At 40.6% G+C, this 16,452-nt stretch carries 16 protein-coding genes; 1 reads left to right on the top strand and 15 read right to left on the bottom strand.

The annotated features are described in order from the left end of the window. Window positions 1-23: 23 nt before the first annotated feature. The 4 genes from yghU to rplK form a co-directional block, all read right to left on the bottom strand. Complete coding sequence (gene yghU / locus ACHBIE_RS00875) at window positions 24-812, bottom strand: glutathione-dependent disulfide-bond oxidoreductase (protein WP_172021508.1); 789 nt, start codon at window positions 810-812, stop codon at window positions 24-26. An 11-nt stretch (window positions 813-823) separates the two neighbouring features. Next, window positions 824-1,111, bottom strand: a complete 288-nt coding sequence (locus ACHBIE_RS00870) for a hypothetical protein (protein WP_105123133.1) — start codon at window positions 1,109-1,111, stop codon at window positions 824-826. Window positions 1,112-1,204: 93 nt separating this feature from the next. Continuing rightward, complete coding sequence (gene rplA, locus ACHBIE_RS00865) at window positions 1,205-1,894, bottom strand: 50S ribosomal protein L1 (RefSeq protein ID WP_004194879.1); 690 nt, start codon at window positions 1,892-1,894, stop codon at window positions 1,205-1,207. A gap of 43 nt (window positions 1,895-1,937) precedes the next feature. After that, window positions 1,938-2,363 (bottom strand): 50S ribosomal protein L11, encoded by a 426-nt coding sequence (gene rplK, locus ACHBIE_RS00860; RefSeq protein ID WP_172079570.1) that lies wholly within the window; start codon window positions 2,361-2,363, stop codon window positions 1,938-1,940. Window positions 2,364-2,518: 155 nt separating this feature from the next. Between rplK and ACHBIE_RS00855 the strand changes: the two genes are divergently transcribed. Then, window positions 2,519-2,872 (top strand): DUF3397 family protein, encoded by a 354-nt coding sequence (locus ACHBIE_RS00855; protein WP_172009321.1) that lies wholly within the window; start codon window positions 2,519-2,521, stop codon window positions 2,870-2,872. Between the two features lie 37 nt (window positions 2,873-2,909). Here ACHBIE_RS00855 and ACHBIE_RS00850 read toward each other — a convergent pair whose 3' ends face one another. The 11 genes from ACHBIE_RS00850 to ACHBIE_RS00800 form a co-directional block, all read right to left on the bottom strand. Next, complete coding sequence (locus ACHBIE_RS00850) at window positions 2,910-3,296, bottom strand: VOC family protein (protein ID WP_394732482.1); 387 nt, start codon at window positions 3,294-3,296, stop codon at window positions 2,910-2,912. Next, window positions 3,296-5,644, bottom strand: a complete 2,349-nt coding sequence (locus ACHBIE_RS00845; RefSeq protein WP_394732481.1) for a DNA translocase FtsK — start codon at window positions 5,642-5,644, stop codon at window positions 3,296-3,298. The genes ACHBIE_RS00850 and ACHBIE_RS00845 overlap by 1 nt, the downstream gene beginning before the upstream one ends. Before the next feature lie 117 nt (window positions 5,645-5,761). Continuing rightward, entirely contained in the window at window positions 5,762-6,244 is a 483-nt protein-coding gene (greA, locus tag ACHBIE_RS00840; RefSeq protein WP_105111151.1) for a transcription elongation factor GreA, read from the bottom strand. 74 nt (window positions 6,245-6,318) lie between these two features. Further along, a complete protein-coding gene (mltG, locus tag ACHBIE_RS00835) occupies window positions 6,319-8,139 on the bottom strand; it encodes an endolytic transglycosylase MltG (protein WP_394732480.1) in 1,821 nt (606 codons plus the stop codon). 227 nt (window positions 8,140-8,366) lie between these two features. Next, on the bottom strand, window positions 8,367-9,857 hold the full coding sequence (locus ACHBIE_RS00830) for a nucleotide sugar dehydrogenase (RefSeq protein WP_394732479.1): 1,491 nt from the start codon (window positions 9,855-9,857) through the stop codon (window positions 8,367-8,369). 254 nt (window positions 9,858-10,111) lie between these two features. Beyond that, window positions 10,112-11,170, bottom strand: coding sequence for an acyltransferase family protein (locus tag ACHBIE_RS00825; protein ID WP_394732478.1), 1,059 nt, complete (start codon window positions 11,168-11,170; stop codon window positions 10,112-10,114). Between the two features lie 13 nt (window positions 11,171-11,183). Then, window positions 11,184-12,176 (bottom strand): Stealth CR1 domain-containing protein, encoded by a 993-nt coding sequence (locus ACHBIE_RS00820; RefSeq protein WP_394732477.1) that lies wholly within the window; start codon window positions 12,174-12,176, stop codon window positions 11,184-11,186. A 1-nt stretch (window position 12,177) separates the two neighbouring features. After that, window positions 12,178-13,248 (bottom strand): glycosyl transferase, encoded by a 1,071-nt coding sequence (locus tag ACHBIE_RS00815; protein WP_394732476.1) that lies wholly within the window; start codon window positions 13,246-13,248, stop codon window positions 12,178-12,180. 21 nt (window positions 13,249-13,269) lie between these two features. Further along, window positions 13,270-14,217, bottom strand: coding sequence for a beta-1,6-N-acetylglucosaminyltransferase (locus ACHBIE_RS00810; protein WP_394732475.1), 948 nt, complete (start codon window positions 14,215-14,217; stop codon window positions 13,270-13,272). 3 nt (window positions 14,218-14,220) lie between these two features. Continuing rightward, a complete protein-coding gene (locus ACHBIE_RS00805; protein ID WP_394732474.1) occupies window positions 14,221-15,213 on the bottom strand; it encodes a glycosyltransferase in 993 nt (330 codons plus the stop codon). 45 nt (window positions 15,214-15,258) lie between these two features. Continuing rightward, the gene (locus ACHBIE_RS00800; RefSeq protein WP_394732473.1) at window positions 15,259-16,452 is read right to left on the bottom strand and encodes a polymerase; all 1,194 of its coding nucleotides are present in this window, start codon (window positions 16,450-16,452) and stop codon (window positions 15,259-15,261) included.

Below are 16,452 nucleotides of genomic sequence, written 5' to 3'. Positions count from 1 at the left end.
CCAAACGAATCTCCTTCTAAAATTTATGCATCCAATTTTTGGTACTCCACTGCCAAGCCCCGCGCAACTGCTGGACGCTTAGCAATTTTCTCCACCCACTGATTGAGGTTCTGATAGCTAGCAACATCTAAAAATTCCTTGGAACCTGGATAGAGATTGCCCTGAGCCAGACGACCATACCAAGACCAGATGGCAATATCCGTAATAGTATATTCGTCGCCAGCAATATAGGGACGGGTCGCCAAGAGCTGGTCTAACACATCTAGTTGACGCTTGGTTTCCATGGCATAGCGGTTAATCGGATATTCCTGGGCAGTTGGCGCGTAGTGATAGAAATGTCCAAAGCCACCACCAACAAAGGGTGCTGCACCAGTCTGCCAGAAGAGCCAATTGAGGACTTCCGTGCGACCTGCCCAGTCCCTTGGCAAGAAGGCATCAAATTTCTCAGCCAAATAGAGCAAAATATGAGAAGACTCAAAGACACGGACAGGATCTGCCCCTGAATAATCCACCATGGCAGGAATTTTTGAGTTTGGATTGATGTCTACAAAATCTGAACCAAACTGGTCGCCTTTGCCAATTTCAATCAAAAACAGGTCATAAGCCGCATCCGATATCCCCAATTCCTTGAGTTCTTCCAGCATGATAGCCACCTTGATACCATTGGGTGTTCCAAGTGAGTAAACCTGCAAGGGCTTGTCGCCTTTGGGCAAGGTTTGCTCAAAACGGCTACCTGCGGTAGGACGATTACCAGTCCGATTGTCATTTTCATCTTCCCACTTCCATACCTGTGGTTTCACATAATCTGTCATTCTATTTCCTCCTATAGGCTGTTTAAACCCATGACATAGCGATTGTAGCTTACTTGCAAATCCTGGATATAGCGGGCCAATTCAACCAGTTCTTTGGGCGCCCGCCAGGTCAGAGCAGTCACTTCTGCATTGACAAAAACAGAGAGTTGATCTGCCAAGAGATAGAGATTGTCCGACTTGTCTAATTTCTGCGCAAACTCCACAATCTTCTCACGCAAGACATCCGAAATAATACCTTCTTCTAAATTGTAAACAGCAGATAAATGGCTGTAAAATTCGTCAGAATTTGCTTTTCTCATACTAACCCCCTTGATATGCCTGGACATATTATACACTAAAATTCAGGTATTTTCAAACAGAAAAAGACTGCCCGAAGACAGTCCCTCTACTCATTACAATGAGTTTGGATCAACTTTGATACCAACACCTTGTGTTGTAGTGATAGATACTGAAGTCATGTACGTACCTTTAGCTGTAGCTGGTTTAGCTTTAGCCATTACATCGTGGAAAGCTTTGAAGTTTTCAACGAGTTTGTCAGCGTCAAATGATACTTTACCGATAAGAGCTTGTACGATACCTGCCTTGTCAGCACGGTAAGTGATTTTACCACCTTTAGACTCTTCAACTGCTTTAGCAACATCCATAGTTACTGTACCAGTTTTAGGGTTTGGCATGAGGTTACGTGGACCAAGTACGCGACCAAGACGTCCAACAACTGCCATCATATCTGGAGTTGCGATAACAACGTCGAAGTCCAACCAACCACCGTTGATTTTAGCAACGAGGTCATCTTCACCAACAAAGTCTGCACCAGCAGCTTTTGCTTCTTCTGCTTTAGCACCACGTGCGAAAACAAGAACGCGTGAAGTTTTACCAGTACCGTTTGGCAATACCATTGCACCACGGATTTGTTGATCAGCTTTACGTACGTCGATGTTCAAGTTGTAAGCCACTTCAACTGACGCATCAAATTTAGCGAAGTTTGTTTCTTTTGCAAGAGCAACAGCTTCTTCTACGCTGTACAATTTTGTGCTGTCGATTTTCTCAAGAGCAGCACGCAAGTTTTTGCTTTTTTTAGCCATGTTATATGTCTCCTTGTAATCAGATAATCTTGGGTGCTACTGCTTAGTCAGCAACAGTGAATCCCATAGAACGAGCAGTACCTTCGATCATACGCATTGCAGCTTCTACAGATGCAGCGTTCAAGTCAGGCATTTTAGTTTCAGCAATTTCTTGTACTTGTGCACGAGTAACTGTTGCAACTTTAGTTTTGTTTGGTGTACCTGAACCTTTTTCAACACCTGCAGCTTTTTTCAAAAGAACAGCAGCTGGTGGTGTTTTAGTGATGAAAGTGAATGATTTATCTTCATACACAGAGATAACAACTGGGATGATCATACCAGCTTGGTCAGCTGTACGAGCGTTGAACTCTTTAGTGAATCCCATGATATTGATACCTGCTTGACCAAGTGCTGGTCCGACTGGTGGAGCTGGAGTAGCTTTACCTGCAGGAATCTGAAGTTTTACGAGTTTTTCGACTTTTTTAGCCATGATATAAAATCCTCCTATTGTGGTTTTGGCGGTAATTAAAGATTTTTACCTCCCACAAATATGCGCATTTACACATACCTTTTCATTATACACGATTTCAGGAAAAATACAAGCTTTATGTTTACTTTTTTTTATTTTTTTAATAGAATATAAGTATGTTATTACTGAAAATTGCAGCGGTTCTTTATCCAATTGTTACGCTGATTATTTCAATTCTATTTGTCAAATTATTAAAGTTAAATAAGAGGGGTTGGAACTTTGCTGACCTGGCTTTTCCTATGTTCGCTTTTGAATTTATCATCCTAACAGATAAGCTCTACTACAGCAGCCTGCTACCCCACCTACTGTTAGCTCTTTCTCTGCTCTTGCTGATTCTGCTAACTGGCACTCTCTATAAAAAAAGAGAATTAGACTACAAGCGTTTTTTCAAGGTTTACTGGAGAGCTGGTTTTCTCCTGACCTTTCTCATGTACATCGGTCTTCTCGTCGCCATCTTTACCCAAAAATAAGCAATCCCTCCTGAGAAATTGTCAGAAGGGATTTTTTCTATTCATGAATTTCTAATGGTAGACCATCTGGGTCAAAGAAGAAGGCCATCTTCTTGCCATCAAAATCGTCATATCGCAGGGTTTCGTGGGGAATGTCCAAGCGGTCAAACTCCGCCAGACAGGCCTCTACATCTGCGACCTTAAAAGCTAAATGCCGTAGGCCAGTGTGTTCTGGTTGAGGCATTTTGGGGCGCAAGGGAGCGTCAGACTTGATAAAGATTTCTAAGACCAGATTGCCCTTTTTGACATTGAAAAGAATGTCATTTTTTTCTGGGCGAATATGCTCGTCCAGCTGTTCAAAGCCCAATTTGTCCACATAAAATTCTCTGGTTTTGTCATAATTACTGCCGATAATGGCTAGGTGGTGCACCGTTTCAAAGGTCATTACTGTGTCTCCAATACTTTTCTAGGTTTGGTACCTTCAGCTGGACCGATGACACCAGCTGCCTCTAATTCTTCCATCAAACGGGTTGCGCGGTTAAAACCGACCGATAGGCGGCGCTGGATCATAGATGCGGAAGCCTTTTGCGTTTCGATGACGAGGGCACGCGCCTCATTAAAGAGCGGGTCACCCTCAGAAGCTCCGCCATTGTCATCGAAACCACCATCGCCTTCTGCTACTTCGCCCGGATCAAAGGACTCGTCGTATTCGGCATCGGCCTGGTCTTTGACAAAGCTGACAATCCGCTCGACATCATCATCCGAGATAAAGGAGCCTTGTAAGCGAATTGGAGCCGACTCGCCAATAGGATGGAAGAGCATGTCCCCGCGACCGAGGAGTTTTTCGGCGCCATTTTCTCCCAAAATGGTCCGCGAATCCGTGCCCGATGCGACCGCAAAAGCCACACGAGACGGCACATTTGCCTTGATCAGACCTGAAATAACATCAACGGACGGACGCTGGGTTGCTAAAATCATGTGAATGCCCGCCGCACGAGCTTTTTGACCCAGACGGATAATGGCATCCTCCACTTCCTTGCTAGCGACCATCATCAGGTCAGCCAACTCGTCCACGATAACGACAATCAAAGGTAGGGGAATTTGTTTTTCCTCGGAACGGCTGTTAAATTCCTCAACCTTGGCATTGTAGCCTTCAAGGTTGCGGACGCCGATATGACTGAAGAGTTCGTAGCGTTTCTCCATCTCGTCCACCACCTTTTGCAGGGCGCGCGCTGCCTTACGAGGATTGGTCACAACAGGGATGAGCAGGTGGGGAATATCATTATAGACCGACAATTCAACCATTTTGGGGTCAATCATCATAAACTTGACTTGGTCAGGACTGGCCTTCATCAAAATAGAAGAAATAATACCGTTGACCGCGACAGATTTACCAGAACCGGTCGATCCTGCTACCAGCAAGTGAGGCATTTTGGCAAGGTCAAAGGATTTGACAGAGCCGTTGACTGCCTTTCCAAGCGGAATTTCCAAGAGTTTGTTAGCATCCGTCTTAGATTGTTCCCAAAGTTCACGGAAGGGCACCATAGCCACTTCGGAATTGGGTACCTCGATACCGACCAAGGATTTGCCCGGAATTGGTGCTTCGATACGGACATCTTTGGCAGCTAGAGCCAGAGCCAAATCATCCGCCAAATTGGAAATCCGATTGACACGGACACCGACAGCTGGCTTTAATTCATAACGGGTGACCGACGGTCCGATTTCTGCCCGCTCTACGACCACCTTAATACCAAAGCTGGCAAAGGTGTCTTCCAAAATCTTAATGTTCTGTCGGACCAGACGTTTTTCATTGGACTGGCTTTTGGCCTTGATTGGCGCAAAGAGGTCAATGGATGGCAATTTGTAGGCCAAGCGTTGCTTGAGCTTGGGTTTGAAGTCGATTTGAACTTCGACATCATCCACTTCTTCTGGAAGGTCGGCACTTAGGTGTGTTTCCTCATCCTCAACCAGCATAACTGGAAATTCATCTTCTACCTCTTCTAAATGATCGTATTCTGAAATAATGGGCACTTGAACTGGTTCTGCGTCTAGAATTTCACCCGTTTCCAAATCGACTGGCCTATCCAAGGCTAATGATTCTTCTTCCTCCAAACGCAGGCGCTCTTCCTCCAAACGAGCCAATTCTAGCTGGCGTTTTTCTTCTCGCTCGACCCGCTTCAACTCCCGAAGCTCTGCCCTTTTTAACTGGCCCTCCGTCATCTTATCCTTGAGAACTGCCAGGCCATCGGCCACATCGTAGACAGACCATGGACTCATAAAGAAAATACCAAAGGCAATCAAGAGAAGACCGATGAAAAAGGAGCCTAGATTAGAAAATAGGAAGGCAATGGGCATATAGAAGGCGCTACCCAGCAGGCCTCCACCCAAAAACTCCTTGACCTGAAAACGCGACAGCTCATTCAAACTCAGCCGCAAACTATAGGTAAAGAGGTCCGACCCACTGTAAGAAACATCCAAATAGGCCTGAAAGCCTATCAGGAGACCGGCCACAATCAGGTAAAAACCCGAAATCATCCCTTCTCTGCGCTGCCAAAATTGGGGGAAAACAAAGTAGACTAGAAGTCCTGCCAGGACTAGATAAGATAGACTACCAAATAGCAGGCGGAAGACATTGTAGGCCGTCACACCAAAGGCACCCAGCCGACTAGCTGTCAAAATAATGAATAGGACGCCAAAAATCCGAATCAAGATTTTTTTGACCCTGTCCTGCTGAGCTAGTTCAGCCTTGGTCGGCCTCCTTGTTTTCTTTCCTTTTTTATTTGCTTGCTTCATCTCAACCTCAACTTTCTCAATCTCTTTATTTTACCATATTTTTAGTCCGAATTCAGGCTAGAAATGCAGGTACTGACGAGACGAGAAAGAGAGAATCTTTCGACTCTCCCCGCACTCTTATTTTGTCTTTTCAACATTCAAGATTTTCACCTGGTAGCTTCCAGCTGGTGTCTCAATCAGAGCCACCTCTCCAGTCTTCTTACCAATCAAGGCGTGACCGATTGGACTTTCATTTGAAATCTTATTGGCAAAGGCATCCGCACCAGCAGCACCAACGATGTGATACACTTCCTCGTCTGTTTCACCGATTTCTTGAACAGTAACTGTCTTACCGATAGCCACTTCATCTGCTGCAACAGCATCGCTATTGACAATTTCCGCATACCGAATCTTGTTCTCGATAGTTGAAATTTGACCCTCTACAAAAGCCTGCTCATCTTTAGCTGCTTCGTATTCAGAGTTTTCCGAAAGATCTCCGTAAGAACGGGCGATTTTAATACGCTCCACAATCTCCGGACGACGGACCAACTTCAGTTCTTCTAATTCTTTTTCCAACAATTCCTTTTCTTCCAAGGTCATTGGATAGGTTTTTTCTGCCATTTTTACTTCCTTTTCATGTTTGTCAGGGATGAAAACAAAATTATGCGGAAAATCCACATAATTTTGCCTCAACCTTATTGATTATTTAATTTGCTATTTACGTGTGTTTCAACGTTTTGATTGTGCTCGTCAAATGAAGCGGTAAAATACACTTCTCCAGTCGTCACATCTGCTACAAAGTAGAGATAGTCTGTCTGGTTTGGATTGATGGTCGCCTGAATAGCTGCCAAACTTGGACTTCCTACAGGACCAGGCATTAGACCTAGGTGTACGTAGTTGTTATAAGGTGAATCAATCGCAGTGTCGATTCCTGCATCCTCAGCCAAGGTTGTCTTCTCACCCAATTTGCCCATTGCATACAAAACAGCGATGTTAGACTGCAAAGGCATGCCGATGTTCATACGATTGTAGAAAGTGCTTGCGATATTCCGACGGTCCTCGTCTGTAGTACCTTCCTTTTCAACCAGTGAAGCCATGGTCAATACTGAATTCACATCCAAGCCCTTGTTTGGAAGCTCCGCATAGTATGGTTGCATGGCAGTATTGGTCGCCGCAATCATATCTTCTACCAATTGCTCAACAGTCGTGTCTTCGTAATACTCATAAGTAGCTGGAAAGAGATACCCCTCCAACTGATACTTGACACCACTATCCGCTGCAGGCAGGCTTGCAAAGAGGTCTGGATAAGTCTCTGTCATTCGCGTGATGAAAGCTGGGTCCTGAACCGTTGCCATAAAGGCATCCGAGCTAAATGGAGATTCCGTTTTTTCATCCTCTGAAGCACTATTTTGGGTAATCGCTTGAGCAATCTGCTCAATGGTGTACCCCTCAATAACCAGGATTTTACCTGATGCAGGTTTTTCAGCGACTGGAGTTCCACCCTCTTGCAACTTCTTAGCCAGATCTTCTACAGACATGGCCTGGTTCAAATTATAGAAACCACTCTGGAAGCTATTATAGCTCTTTAATTTAGAGAAGTAGTTAAAGACTGTCGCGTTCTTAATCAGCTTATTTTCTAAAAGAATTTGACCGATTTGACTAGTAGAAGAACCTTCTGGAATTTCCACTTGAATAGTCTCTGAAGCTTCCACATTGACTGGTTCTAAGCTTGACTTGACATAGAAGAAACCAGCAACCAAGGTAGCCACCAGGGCCAAGGCAACCAAGGAAACAATGGTCCCGACAATTTTCTTAGCTGCTTTATCTTGTTTCTTCTTAACTTGCTTGGTCGCACCGCGTCTTCTTGCCAAGGGTTCTTCCTTTTCAACAACGGGAGTCACTGGTTCAGGTTGAGGAGTTACTGCAGGAGCAACCTCTACCTCATCACTTGTAAATACCGGCTCATCTTCCAATGGAGGTAAAATCATCGGTTCAGGTTGAGGAAGTGGCTCTTCTTCGGCTATTTCCGGATAATCCATTCCAGCCGCAATGGTCCGCAACTGTTGCAGACTGCGCTCAACCGTATCTTCCAATGGAGGTTCTACTGTCTCGTTCCCCTCTTCTTGAGAAAATTCTGGCGCTATTGGAGGCAGTTCAACTTCTTCTTCCTTGACCGACAAATCCACTTCAACCGCTTTCGGAGGCAAATCTTCTGCAATCTTTGGCATAACCTTTGTTTCATCAAGGCCAACCTCGTCCTCAAAAGCAATCTTGTTAATCCGAATGGTTTGTGGCGCTGTTTCTTTTGTTTGTTCCAAGGCTTCTGTCAAAGGCAGATGCGTTGGAGTTGCTTGCTTCTTCTCTGTAGATTCTTGTAAGGATTCAACAATATCCTGTCTACTCGGAAGGTCCGAATCTGTGTTTTGGCGTTTTGATTTCAATTCCTCTAGTTCTCTTAATATCTGATCACGAAAACTAGCAGATTGTGTGTCTTTATCTTCAAAATCCTTTGGCACAATACTACTCCTTTCACACAATTACCCTTTATTATATCTTAAAAAAATTACAAAATCAAGGAATTTAAAGCCATTAACACGACATTGTATGAAAAAATGCATGCAACCATTTTCTGATAACATGCAACGTTTTTTTATCATTATTTCATTCAATTCTCCAAGTTATTAGTGACAACTGAACGTTTTGCGGGATTCCCATAGCACACGTTGAGGAGACAGGAATTCCCTTAATCCCGTCTAAAAATATCCCGTGTATAGACTTTGTCTGTCACATCATCCAAACTGACATCATAGCGGTTGGCCACAATCGCCTGGCTCATTTCCTTAAATTTCTTTAAGTTGTTGACAACTTTGGAGCCAAAAAAGGTCGAACCATTTTCCAAGGTAGGTTCAAATATAATGACTTTAGCCCCCTTGGCTTTCAAGCGCTTCATCACCCCTTGTATCGAACTCTGACGGAAATTGTCCGAATTACTCTTCATGGTCAAGCGGAAAATGCCAATCGTAATCTCTTTTTCCACATCCTGATGAAATTGATCATGGCCTGAATAGTCGTAATAGCCTGCCAATTTCAAGACTTGATCGGCAATGAAATCCTTACGAGTACGGTTGGATTCCACGATGGCAGTCATCATATTCTGAGGCACCTTATCATAGTTTGCTAAGAGTTGTTTGGTGTCTTTAGGCAGGCAGTAACCCCCATAGCCAAAGGAAGGATTGTTGTAATGGTCTCCAATCCGAGGATCCAAGCCAATCCCGCGGATGATGGATTCGGAGTTCAAGCCCTTCAGTTCTGCGTAGGTATCCAATTCATTAAAGTACGAAACCCGTAAGGCCAGATAGGTATTGGCAAAGAGCTTGACTGCTTCGGCTTCAGTTGCCCCCATATGCAGGACCTCAATCTGGTCTTTCAGAGCACCTTCTTGCAAGAGCATCGCAACTTTTTTGGCACCTGCAATAACTTCTGGAGTGTCATCGGGTTCAAAGGAAACGATGATCCGAGAAGGATACAGATTATCGTATAAGGCCTTGGATTCCCGTAAAAATTCTGGACTGAAAAGAATGTTCTTGGTACCAAACTTTTTACGAACCGACTGCGTAAAGCCTACAGGAATGGTGGACTTGATGACCATTAGAGCTTGAGGATTGACCTTCAACACTGTCTCAATGACTGCCTCCACATGACTGGTATCAAAATAATTCTCCGCGCTATCATAATTGGTCGGTGCAGCTATGATGACAATTTCGGCTTCTTTGTAGGCTGTTTCGGCATCCAAGGTCGCAACCAGGTCCAAGTCCTTTTCCGCCAAATACTGCTCGATGTAGTCGTCCTGAATCGGTGATTTCCTAGCATTGATCAACTCAACTTTTTCAGGAATCACATCGACCGCCACTACTCGATGGTGTTGCGCCAAGAGAACGGCATTAGACAGACCGACATAGCCCGTACCTGCGATAGCAATATTGGTTTTGGGAATCTCGGTCTCTATTTTCTCAACTTGACTAGTAAAGAGGGAAAATACATCAATGTCCAAGACCTGGGCCAACTTTTCAAGTTGTGGAATGGAGGGAAGATGCTCTCCTTGCTCGATCTTACTGATCATGGCGCGGTTTATCCCCGTTGCGACTGCCAGTTCTTGTTGGGAAAAACCTTTAGCCTTTCTATTTATTAATACTTTACTTTTTAACTCTTCAATTGAAAATACCTTGTTACTCATTTTAACACCTCATTTAAAAAATGGTATACATAGCATACCATTTGTTAAAAAAAACTACAATTTGTTTATTCTGAATTTATCGAACAATAATTACAGTGTAAAATTTCATTACACTCAAACAGAAGACAAATACCTTGTTATGGGGCGGTTACATAGGAAACCAATAAATAACGAAATAAACAGTAAAGACAGGAGATAGACCTGTCTTTTTCTTCCCTTCATAGCTAACAACTTATTTTCCCCTAAACCATGCATTACTTTTGCTTCTTTATATATTTTAGTGGATAAAATACAAAATCACAGTAAGGAACTCTCTTCATCAAGTATAGAGCTAAAACACTACCATACCAACCTACTGCTAAGCCAAGAAGAATATGTAAAACAACATTATCAATTCCTAGCTTAAGCAAAATAATTCTCGTCACCGATACAATAGGGGCATGGAGAAGATAGATGACAATACTATCCTTACCGATACCTCGAAAATAGTTTCCAATACCATCCAATTGACTCATTACTGGGTAAACAGCAAAAGCCACGAAAACTGATACAGGGAAAATCAACCCCCAGCTACCCGGTGTATCATAGGAAATATAAAACTCCGGATTTGACATTTGCCAAAAAACCATAAACACACTAATGATAGCTATGGAAACGATAGATACAACTTCCCATTTTTCCTCAAGTATTTTATATATACCTGACTGGCGAAGCCAGTAACCAAGAATAAAGAAAAATGCCCACAACAATAGTTTTTGAACGATATAAATCTCTATTGGGAGAAAGATAGCTATACAAAATGCAACTATTGCCACCAACATCCAGTGCTTTACCTTTTTTATCCACAGAGATAGAATACCAAGTACTAAGTAAAGCCACCATAAGACATAAAGATACCAGGATACCCCAAGTGGTGTCTGATAAATGTTAAACAAATCAGACAGACTCGCTGCATTTCGAACACTTGCTCCACCGATGCTCTGTAAGGCAAACTGGATAACAGAATAGAAAAGATAAGGGATGCCTAATGCAATTGTTTTTTGCTTTATGTAAGTCCACAAATGAGAAGTATTTGAAATTGGCTTAAAGAAAAAACCTGATAAAGCAAAAAAAACTGGGATATGGTAAAGATATAAGATTTGCGTAACGAATAACAAAATCGTCTCACTAGCTTCAAAACGATTGGACTCAAACAAGCCTAATAGGACATGCCCCAGTACTACCATCAAAACTGTTATCCCCTTACCAAAGTCAATCCATTCAATACGCTCTGCTCTGCTCTGCTCTGCTCTGCTCTGCTCTGCTCTGCTCAATAGTATAACTCCTTTATTTCTCAAACTCCGATTTTTCTGGGAATCTTTTCTCAAAAGCTTGCCTTACTTTCGCAGTACTTTCTTCGTAATCATGGTTATTATTTTCATCATTGATACAGATAACTTTATATTTATTCTTCAACATTGCTTCGACAATTTCATCTTCAAATTCTGCTGAAAAATAATGTCCAAAGTTAATCTTTTGTGGAACAAAGCGACCACTTTCAATATTCCAATGCGACATTGCCCAGTGGTTGATATCCTCGATAGATCGAAAACGATGTTGACAAACCTTATCCAAATATTCCCCTTCCAATTCCCAAACCTCTTTAAAAGTTGATTTGAGATGGGGAACAGTTATATGAAAACTCTTATAACCCATGATTCCTGAATAAAGAAGTGCAAAAAGATTATTAACATTAAACATTCCATAATCTAAGCGGAAAAACTTTCTAACTGACTTCAGGACACGCTTTTTATGATTAGAAAAATTTCTATTGATCAGAATTGTATTATTTAATTCCGTATGACTAAAACTTTCCTTTGGAATTATTGGTTTGTAGATACCAAACTCTTTAACATTGTTACCAACAAAGAAGTCTTCAGGACTAGTCTTATTGACCAAATAAAAATCATCATTAAATAACACAAATCGTTGACTTAATTCTTCAATACGATGAAGATTCAATTCAATCACTGCTGAGTTATACGTTGGTAAATACTTTTCAGGAATAAATTCTTTGTGAGTGACCACTCGAAGCTTAGGATGATCGGTATTCAACCACTCTGGAACATGACCATAAGTAACAAAGAAAATATTATTCACCCAAGGGGCATTCTTCTCAATGCCACGAAACCAGTAACGAAATAAATCAGACGGTCTATATCGCTGAATATTATCAGCTTCATCAAAAGTTCCATCTGGTGAATAGACTTTCTTTTCGGCTAACCAAACCGGATCTGTCCCGTCAACCCAAGTCACTACGACATCTATTGCATTTTCCATATTACTTTCCTAGCTGTTTCAATGCAGTAGAAATCGCTGTTTTCAAATAGTGACCATCCTGCAATTGTTCTTTTATTTTTTTAGTATTTGTAACCATTTGTTGATAATCAGCTTCACTAATGGTATCTAATTTTTCCTTCAACTCATGAAGAGAAGACACAGTGATACCAACTTGGTGCTGTTCCACAAATTTAGCTTCTGCTGCTTCTGACCAGATAACAACTGGTAGAGAGGAAGAAATATAGAGAGATAGTTTATGAGGATTATTATAACGAAGGTAGTCACCAGTTTCACCAACACAACTTTCAACAGACGGACCATCCCAAACTAGTCCAAAACCACTTGACAACTCATTTGGAACATCATCAGGTGGAAATGCTCCACGATAATTGATATTGCTAGGTTGTTCAACAGGTTCATAGTAAACACCTAGTAAGTCAAATGCAACATTAGACACCTTCCCCAATTCATAAACATATGGTGACTTCTCTGTTGCTAAATTTCCTGCAATAATTACTTTTTTAGAAAATTCTGTAGGAATGTCCGATGATTTATCACTGAGATAATCAAAAATCTCCAATGATACCAATTTGCTTTCAGGTACTCCATGCTCGATAAACCACTGTTTCATAGAATCATTATGTACGATAAGTTGGTCAGCTATTTCAAGTGTTTCCTTAAACTCCGCTCTTGATTTTGCAGTATCATAGCGTAATAATTCTACATCATGAATAAGGGAAATAATGCGAACATTTTTATTACGCTTTAGTTTTGTCAAAACCTGAAAACGTCCCAAAGCTCTAATCTTAAAAGGGTTCTGTAAAATAAGAATAGAATCTCGATCCACAGCCTTATAAACCTTCTTCCAATCTTTATAGAACTTAATTTGACGCTTAACTTTACCTAAAATTCCTTGGTCACGAGTTGCAACTAAAACAGGCACACCTTTTGCACCCAATTCGCTGAGAATAGCAACCGCATCATTTGTAGCTTTACTCCCTGCATGTTTTTCATTATTATAATCTTCGACAATTTGATAAATTTTCATTTTTTCTTCTTTCATTTCTATCATCTTTTATATAGTATAGGCTATCTATACGGAATCACTACCTCTTCCGGTCCATATCAAAATTTTATCTTTTAATATTGGACTAGAAGAAATATCAAATTTTCTAGAAAACAAATACCCCAAATTTCTTGCCTCTTCCAAGTCACTAATGTCTTTTTCAGTATCTGTCCAAGTATATGGATTACCATCCCACCAGTTGATATATCTAAGATTTCCTTGAAAATCTTCTTTTTGATCATAAGATAAATTATCATCGTATAGACGTCCCAGTAAGCCTTTTTGATTAAGTAGGTGTGGAATAAAAACCTCATCCGCTAAAAAACTGTACTTGAACGTTTGTTCAATTTGTTTTTCTGATTCCACTACCAATTTGACAATATCCTGAGGAAAACTTCCCCAATTCGCTGCTTTTATTGGTGTTAAATTGTCACGCTTTAAGCGGTTAATGCCCAACATCTTTTGCAGAAAGACTTCTGTATGACGATAGATTTTAAAGGATGCTTTGCCGAATATTCCTGGAAACGTTCGAGGCGTCAATCGTCCAAATAAGTGATAATATTTTAAGCGATCAACATTCTCTTTATCCCCATCCAAAGTCATCATAGTTAAGAAGACCTTATCTGGATGTTGTTCAAAAAAGCTATGTATCGTTTCTTGAGATTGAAGTGGTAAATCAATACCAGACAGTAGATGGTAGAAACAGTAGTCGCCATGCTGATAAGCCGTTTTAAAGAGGCTCATCTCAGCCTCTATCTGCGAATAGCCTCCCCAGTAAACTGCAACTCTCGGAACAAAAATTAGCTGAGATTTTTCAACTTTTTCTTGTAGTTTTTGCTGATCAAGTTCGGTAAAGGTTGACTTTTTATCAATGTGAAGAAAAATATCATTTTTTTCATGATCTAAAAGACTGATTAAAAAGCCCAATTGTTCATAAGAACCATGTGCCATTATCAAATAGGCGTGTTTCTTCATCTCTTATCCTTTTCTTTTTAACTGCAAGAGCTTATTCAAGACTCCAGCTGTAAAACTGTAATTTAAAGCAAAAGCAAGGACTAATGGTTTACGATTAAGAGGCATGGGACCTTGTAAGAGGGTTAAACAATCTTCTCGAACTGCTTTTGCCAACTCATCTACCATAACCACATTGTCTGCCTTGACCTGACTATAATTTTCAGACAAAGCCAGTTCGGTCAAAAGGGCGAAGTTAGCTCGTTTACGATTGAAAACTGCCCAATTCTGATAGTCCAAGTCTCCTGATTTATTAGCCTTATCTACAACCATATCCCAACCTTTTAACACATCGAAATGGCGATTGCTAAATTTTGCTGAAAGCCCATCTAAATTGACGAAATAATTGTAGATTACTTTATCTGAAATCGCAACTTTTGATGCGTTTAAGATATACATAAAAGTTGATGGCACATCTTCTGCATACAGACCTTTAGGTTGTTTAACTTCAATAACTACGTCTCGGCGATAAAGCTTATTCCAGACGTAATAATGAATTTCCTGACTACCAATTTTGAAATACCGCTTTGCGTACTCTTTTTGAGTTAACAACTCTACTTGGTTTTCACTGGACGTTTCAGAGACGACTCTTTCCGTCCGTCTAATACCTCCGATACTGATATCGGCGTCATGTGCAACCAACAACTGTAGCAAATATTCATAGGCATCCAGCTCTAGCCAATCATCAGAATCTAGAAAAGCAATGTAGTCACCTGTAGCAGCTGCAATTCCAGTGTTTCTAGCCTCACTAAGACCTGCATTTTCCTGATGAATCAGTTTAATACGCTTATCCCTTTCTTGATAGGCCTCAGCAATAGCAACTGAACCATCTGGCGTACCATCATTGACCAAGATGATTTCCAGGTTAGTGTAAGACTGATGAATGACCGAATCCAAACATCTTGCAAGATATTTTTCCACGTAATAAATTGGAATAATAACGCTAATTAATGGTGACATATACTTCCTTTCTTAAAACGAAATTACTTGTAAATAGTTTTATAATTAGGTTTCATTCGGTCTGATTGAACTTAAAGTCTCTAAGTTATCAGAATTTTTGAGGTAGGCAAATGGTAAGCTCAACAATACTATGAAAAAATTATAATGCAGGTTAAATGTTAAGTCATCAATAGTTGCATGAAATGCTAGTAATGCTAGCGTAAGTAGTAACAGATATTGTTTTCTTCTATATAAAATCAGCATTGATACTGTCATCAAGCAAAGAAAAATGATCAAGAAGAGCAGTCCATACCTCTGAAGAACTTGGATATACATATTATCAACATACAAGTATGACATGGTACTTCTTTGACCGTCAGCATTCAATCCATTACCAACCCACTGAATATTCTGGCCAAGAAGGCCGAATCCATACATTGATAAAGACTTACTTGCTAAATAGATACGACTACCCAAAAATTTATCTAATGATAATATCCAGTTAGCTGAGAATATGTATTGGTTTGCCGTAATATAACTCAAAATCGCTGCATAGATGTACGAGGGAATGAGGAGAAATAATACTGCTCGAATTCTTTCAAGAAAGGTAGGGAATCTCTTTATACAAAACCCTAATACTAACAACACAGCAGAAGAAATTGCTGTCAGTCGTGAATTCGTTTGTAAGAAAATCCACAGAACTGCTGATCCTAAAAGAAATAATTCCCTGTATAAAATTTTATCTCTTTTATTATAAATGTACAGCGCTACTATATTTAGCATTACCGTTGAAGGAAACAGTGAGTACCGAAATCCAAGATAGTGTCGAATCCGGCTAGAACTTATCTCAACATAGTCTTGAATGATACCGATCTTACTGCTTAAAACTACAAACAACAATATTCCAATAATTATCGGAGTTACAAACCTAACCAATTTATCAAAGTCAAAATCTTTCAATAGAAAAACGATAACCAATGAAAAAGCATAGTGGGAAAATGTCCTAGATGATAAATAGGTTAGAAAAATCAAAATAGCAAAAGTCATAAAGCCACTAAGCCACTTCGTCACTCCCTTAAAGTGAGTAATATTGTAAAAGGAAAGCAGACTGACAGAAGCTAACATGGCTGTTTGAAATACAAAACCAGGTATCAATTTAACATAAAAGGTTGTACTCAACAATGAAACACTAATATAGATTAGCAAACCTATATAAACAAATAATTCATTTGAATTATTCCAGTAAAGTCTAATTTTCAT

The organism is Streptococcus sp. A23 (assembly GCF_043674155.1).
GTDB lineage: Bacteria > Bacillota > Bacilli > Lactobacillales > Streptococcaceae > Streptococcus > Streptococcus suis_V.
This window is presented reverse-complemented; position numbering and strand designations above follow the sequence as displayed.

Excerpts from the sequence above, each read along its gene's own strand:
- ACHBIE_RS00855 (WP_172009321.1), top strand. The coding sequence starts at position 2,519 with ATGTTATTACTGAAAATTGCAGCGGTTCTTTATCCAATTGTTACGCTG.
- rplK (WP_172079570.1), bottom strand. The coding sequence starts at position 2,363 with ATGGCTAAAAAAGTCGAAAAACTCGTAAAACTTCAGATTCCTGCAGGT.
- ACHBIE_RS00805 (WP_394732474.1), bottom strand. The coding sequence starts at position 15,213 with ATGTCACCATTAATTAGCGTTATTATTCCAATTTATTACGTGGAAAAA.
- ACHBIE_RS00845 (WP_394732481.1), bottom strand. The coding sequence starts at position 5,644 with ATGAAGCAAGCAAATAAAAAAGGAAAGAAAACAAGGAGGCCGACCAAG.
- ACHBIE_RS00830 (WP_394732479.1), bottom strand. The coding sequence starts at position 9,857 with ATGAGTAACAAGGTATTTTCAATTGAAGAGTTAAAAAGTAAAGTATTA.
- ACHBIE_RS00810 (WP_394732475.1), bottom strand. The coding sequence starts at position 14,217 with ATGAAGAAACACGCCTATTTGATAATGGCACATGGTTCTTATGAACAA.
- greA (WP_105111151.1), bottom strand. The coding sequence starts at position 6,244 with ATGGCAGAAAAAACCTATCCAATGACCTTGGAAGAAAAGGAATTGTTG.
- yghU (WP_172021508.1), bottom strand. The coding sequence starts at position 812 with ATGACAGATTATGTGAAACCACAGGTATGGAAGTGGGAAGATGAAAAT.
- ACHBIE_RS00800 (WP_394732473.1), bottom strand. The coding sequence starts at position 16,452 with ATGAAAATTAGACTTTACTGGAATAATTCAAATGAATTATTTGTTTAT.
- ACHBIE_RS00820 (WP_394732477.1), bottom strand. The coding sequence starts at position 12,176 with ATGGAAAATGCAATAGATGTCGTAGTGACTTGGGTTGACGGGACAGAT.
- rplA (WP_004194879.1), bottom strand. The coding sequence starts at position 1,894 with ATGGCTAAAAAAAGCAAAAACTTGCGTGCTGCTCTTGAGAAAATCGAC.
- ACHBIE_RS00815 (WP_394732476.1), bottom strand. The coding sequence starts at position 13,248 with ATGATAGAAATGAAAGAAGAAAAAATGAAAATTTATCAAATTGTCGAA.
- ACHBIE_RS00850 (WP_394732482.1), bottom strand. The coding sequence starts at position 3,296 with ATGACCTTTGAAACGGTGCACCACCTAGCCATTATCGGCAGTAATTAT.
- ACHBIE_RS00870 (WP_105123133.1), bottom strand. The coding sequence starts at position 1,111 with ATGAGAAAAGCAAATTCTGACGAATTTTACAGCCATTTATCTGCTGTT.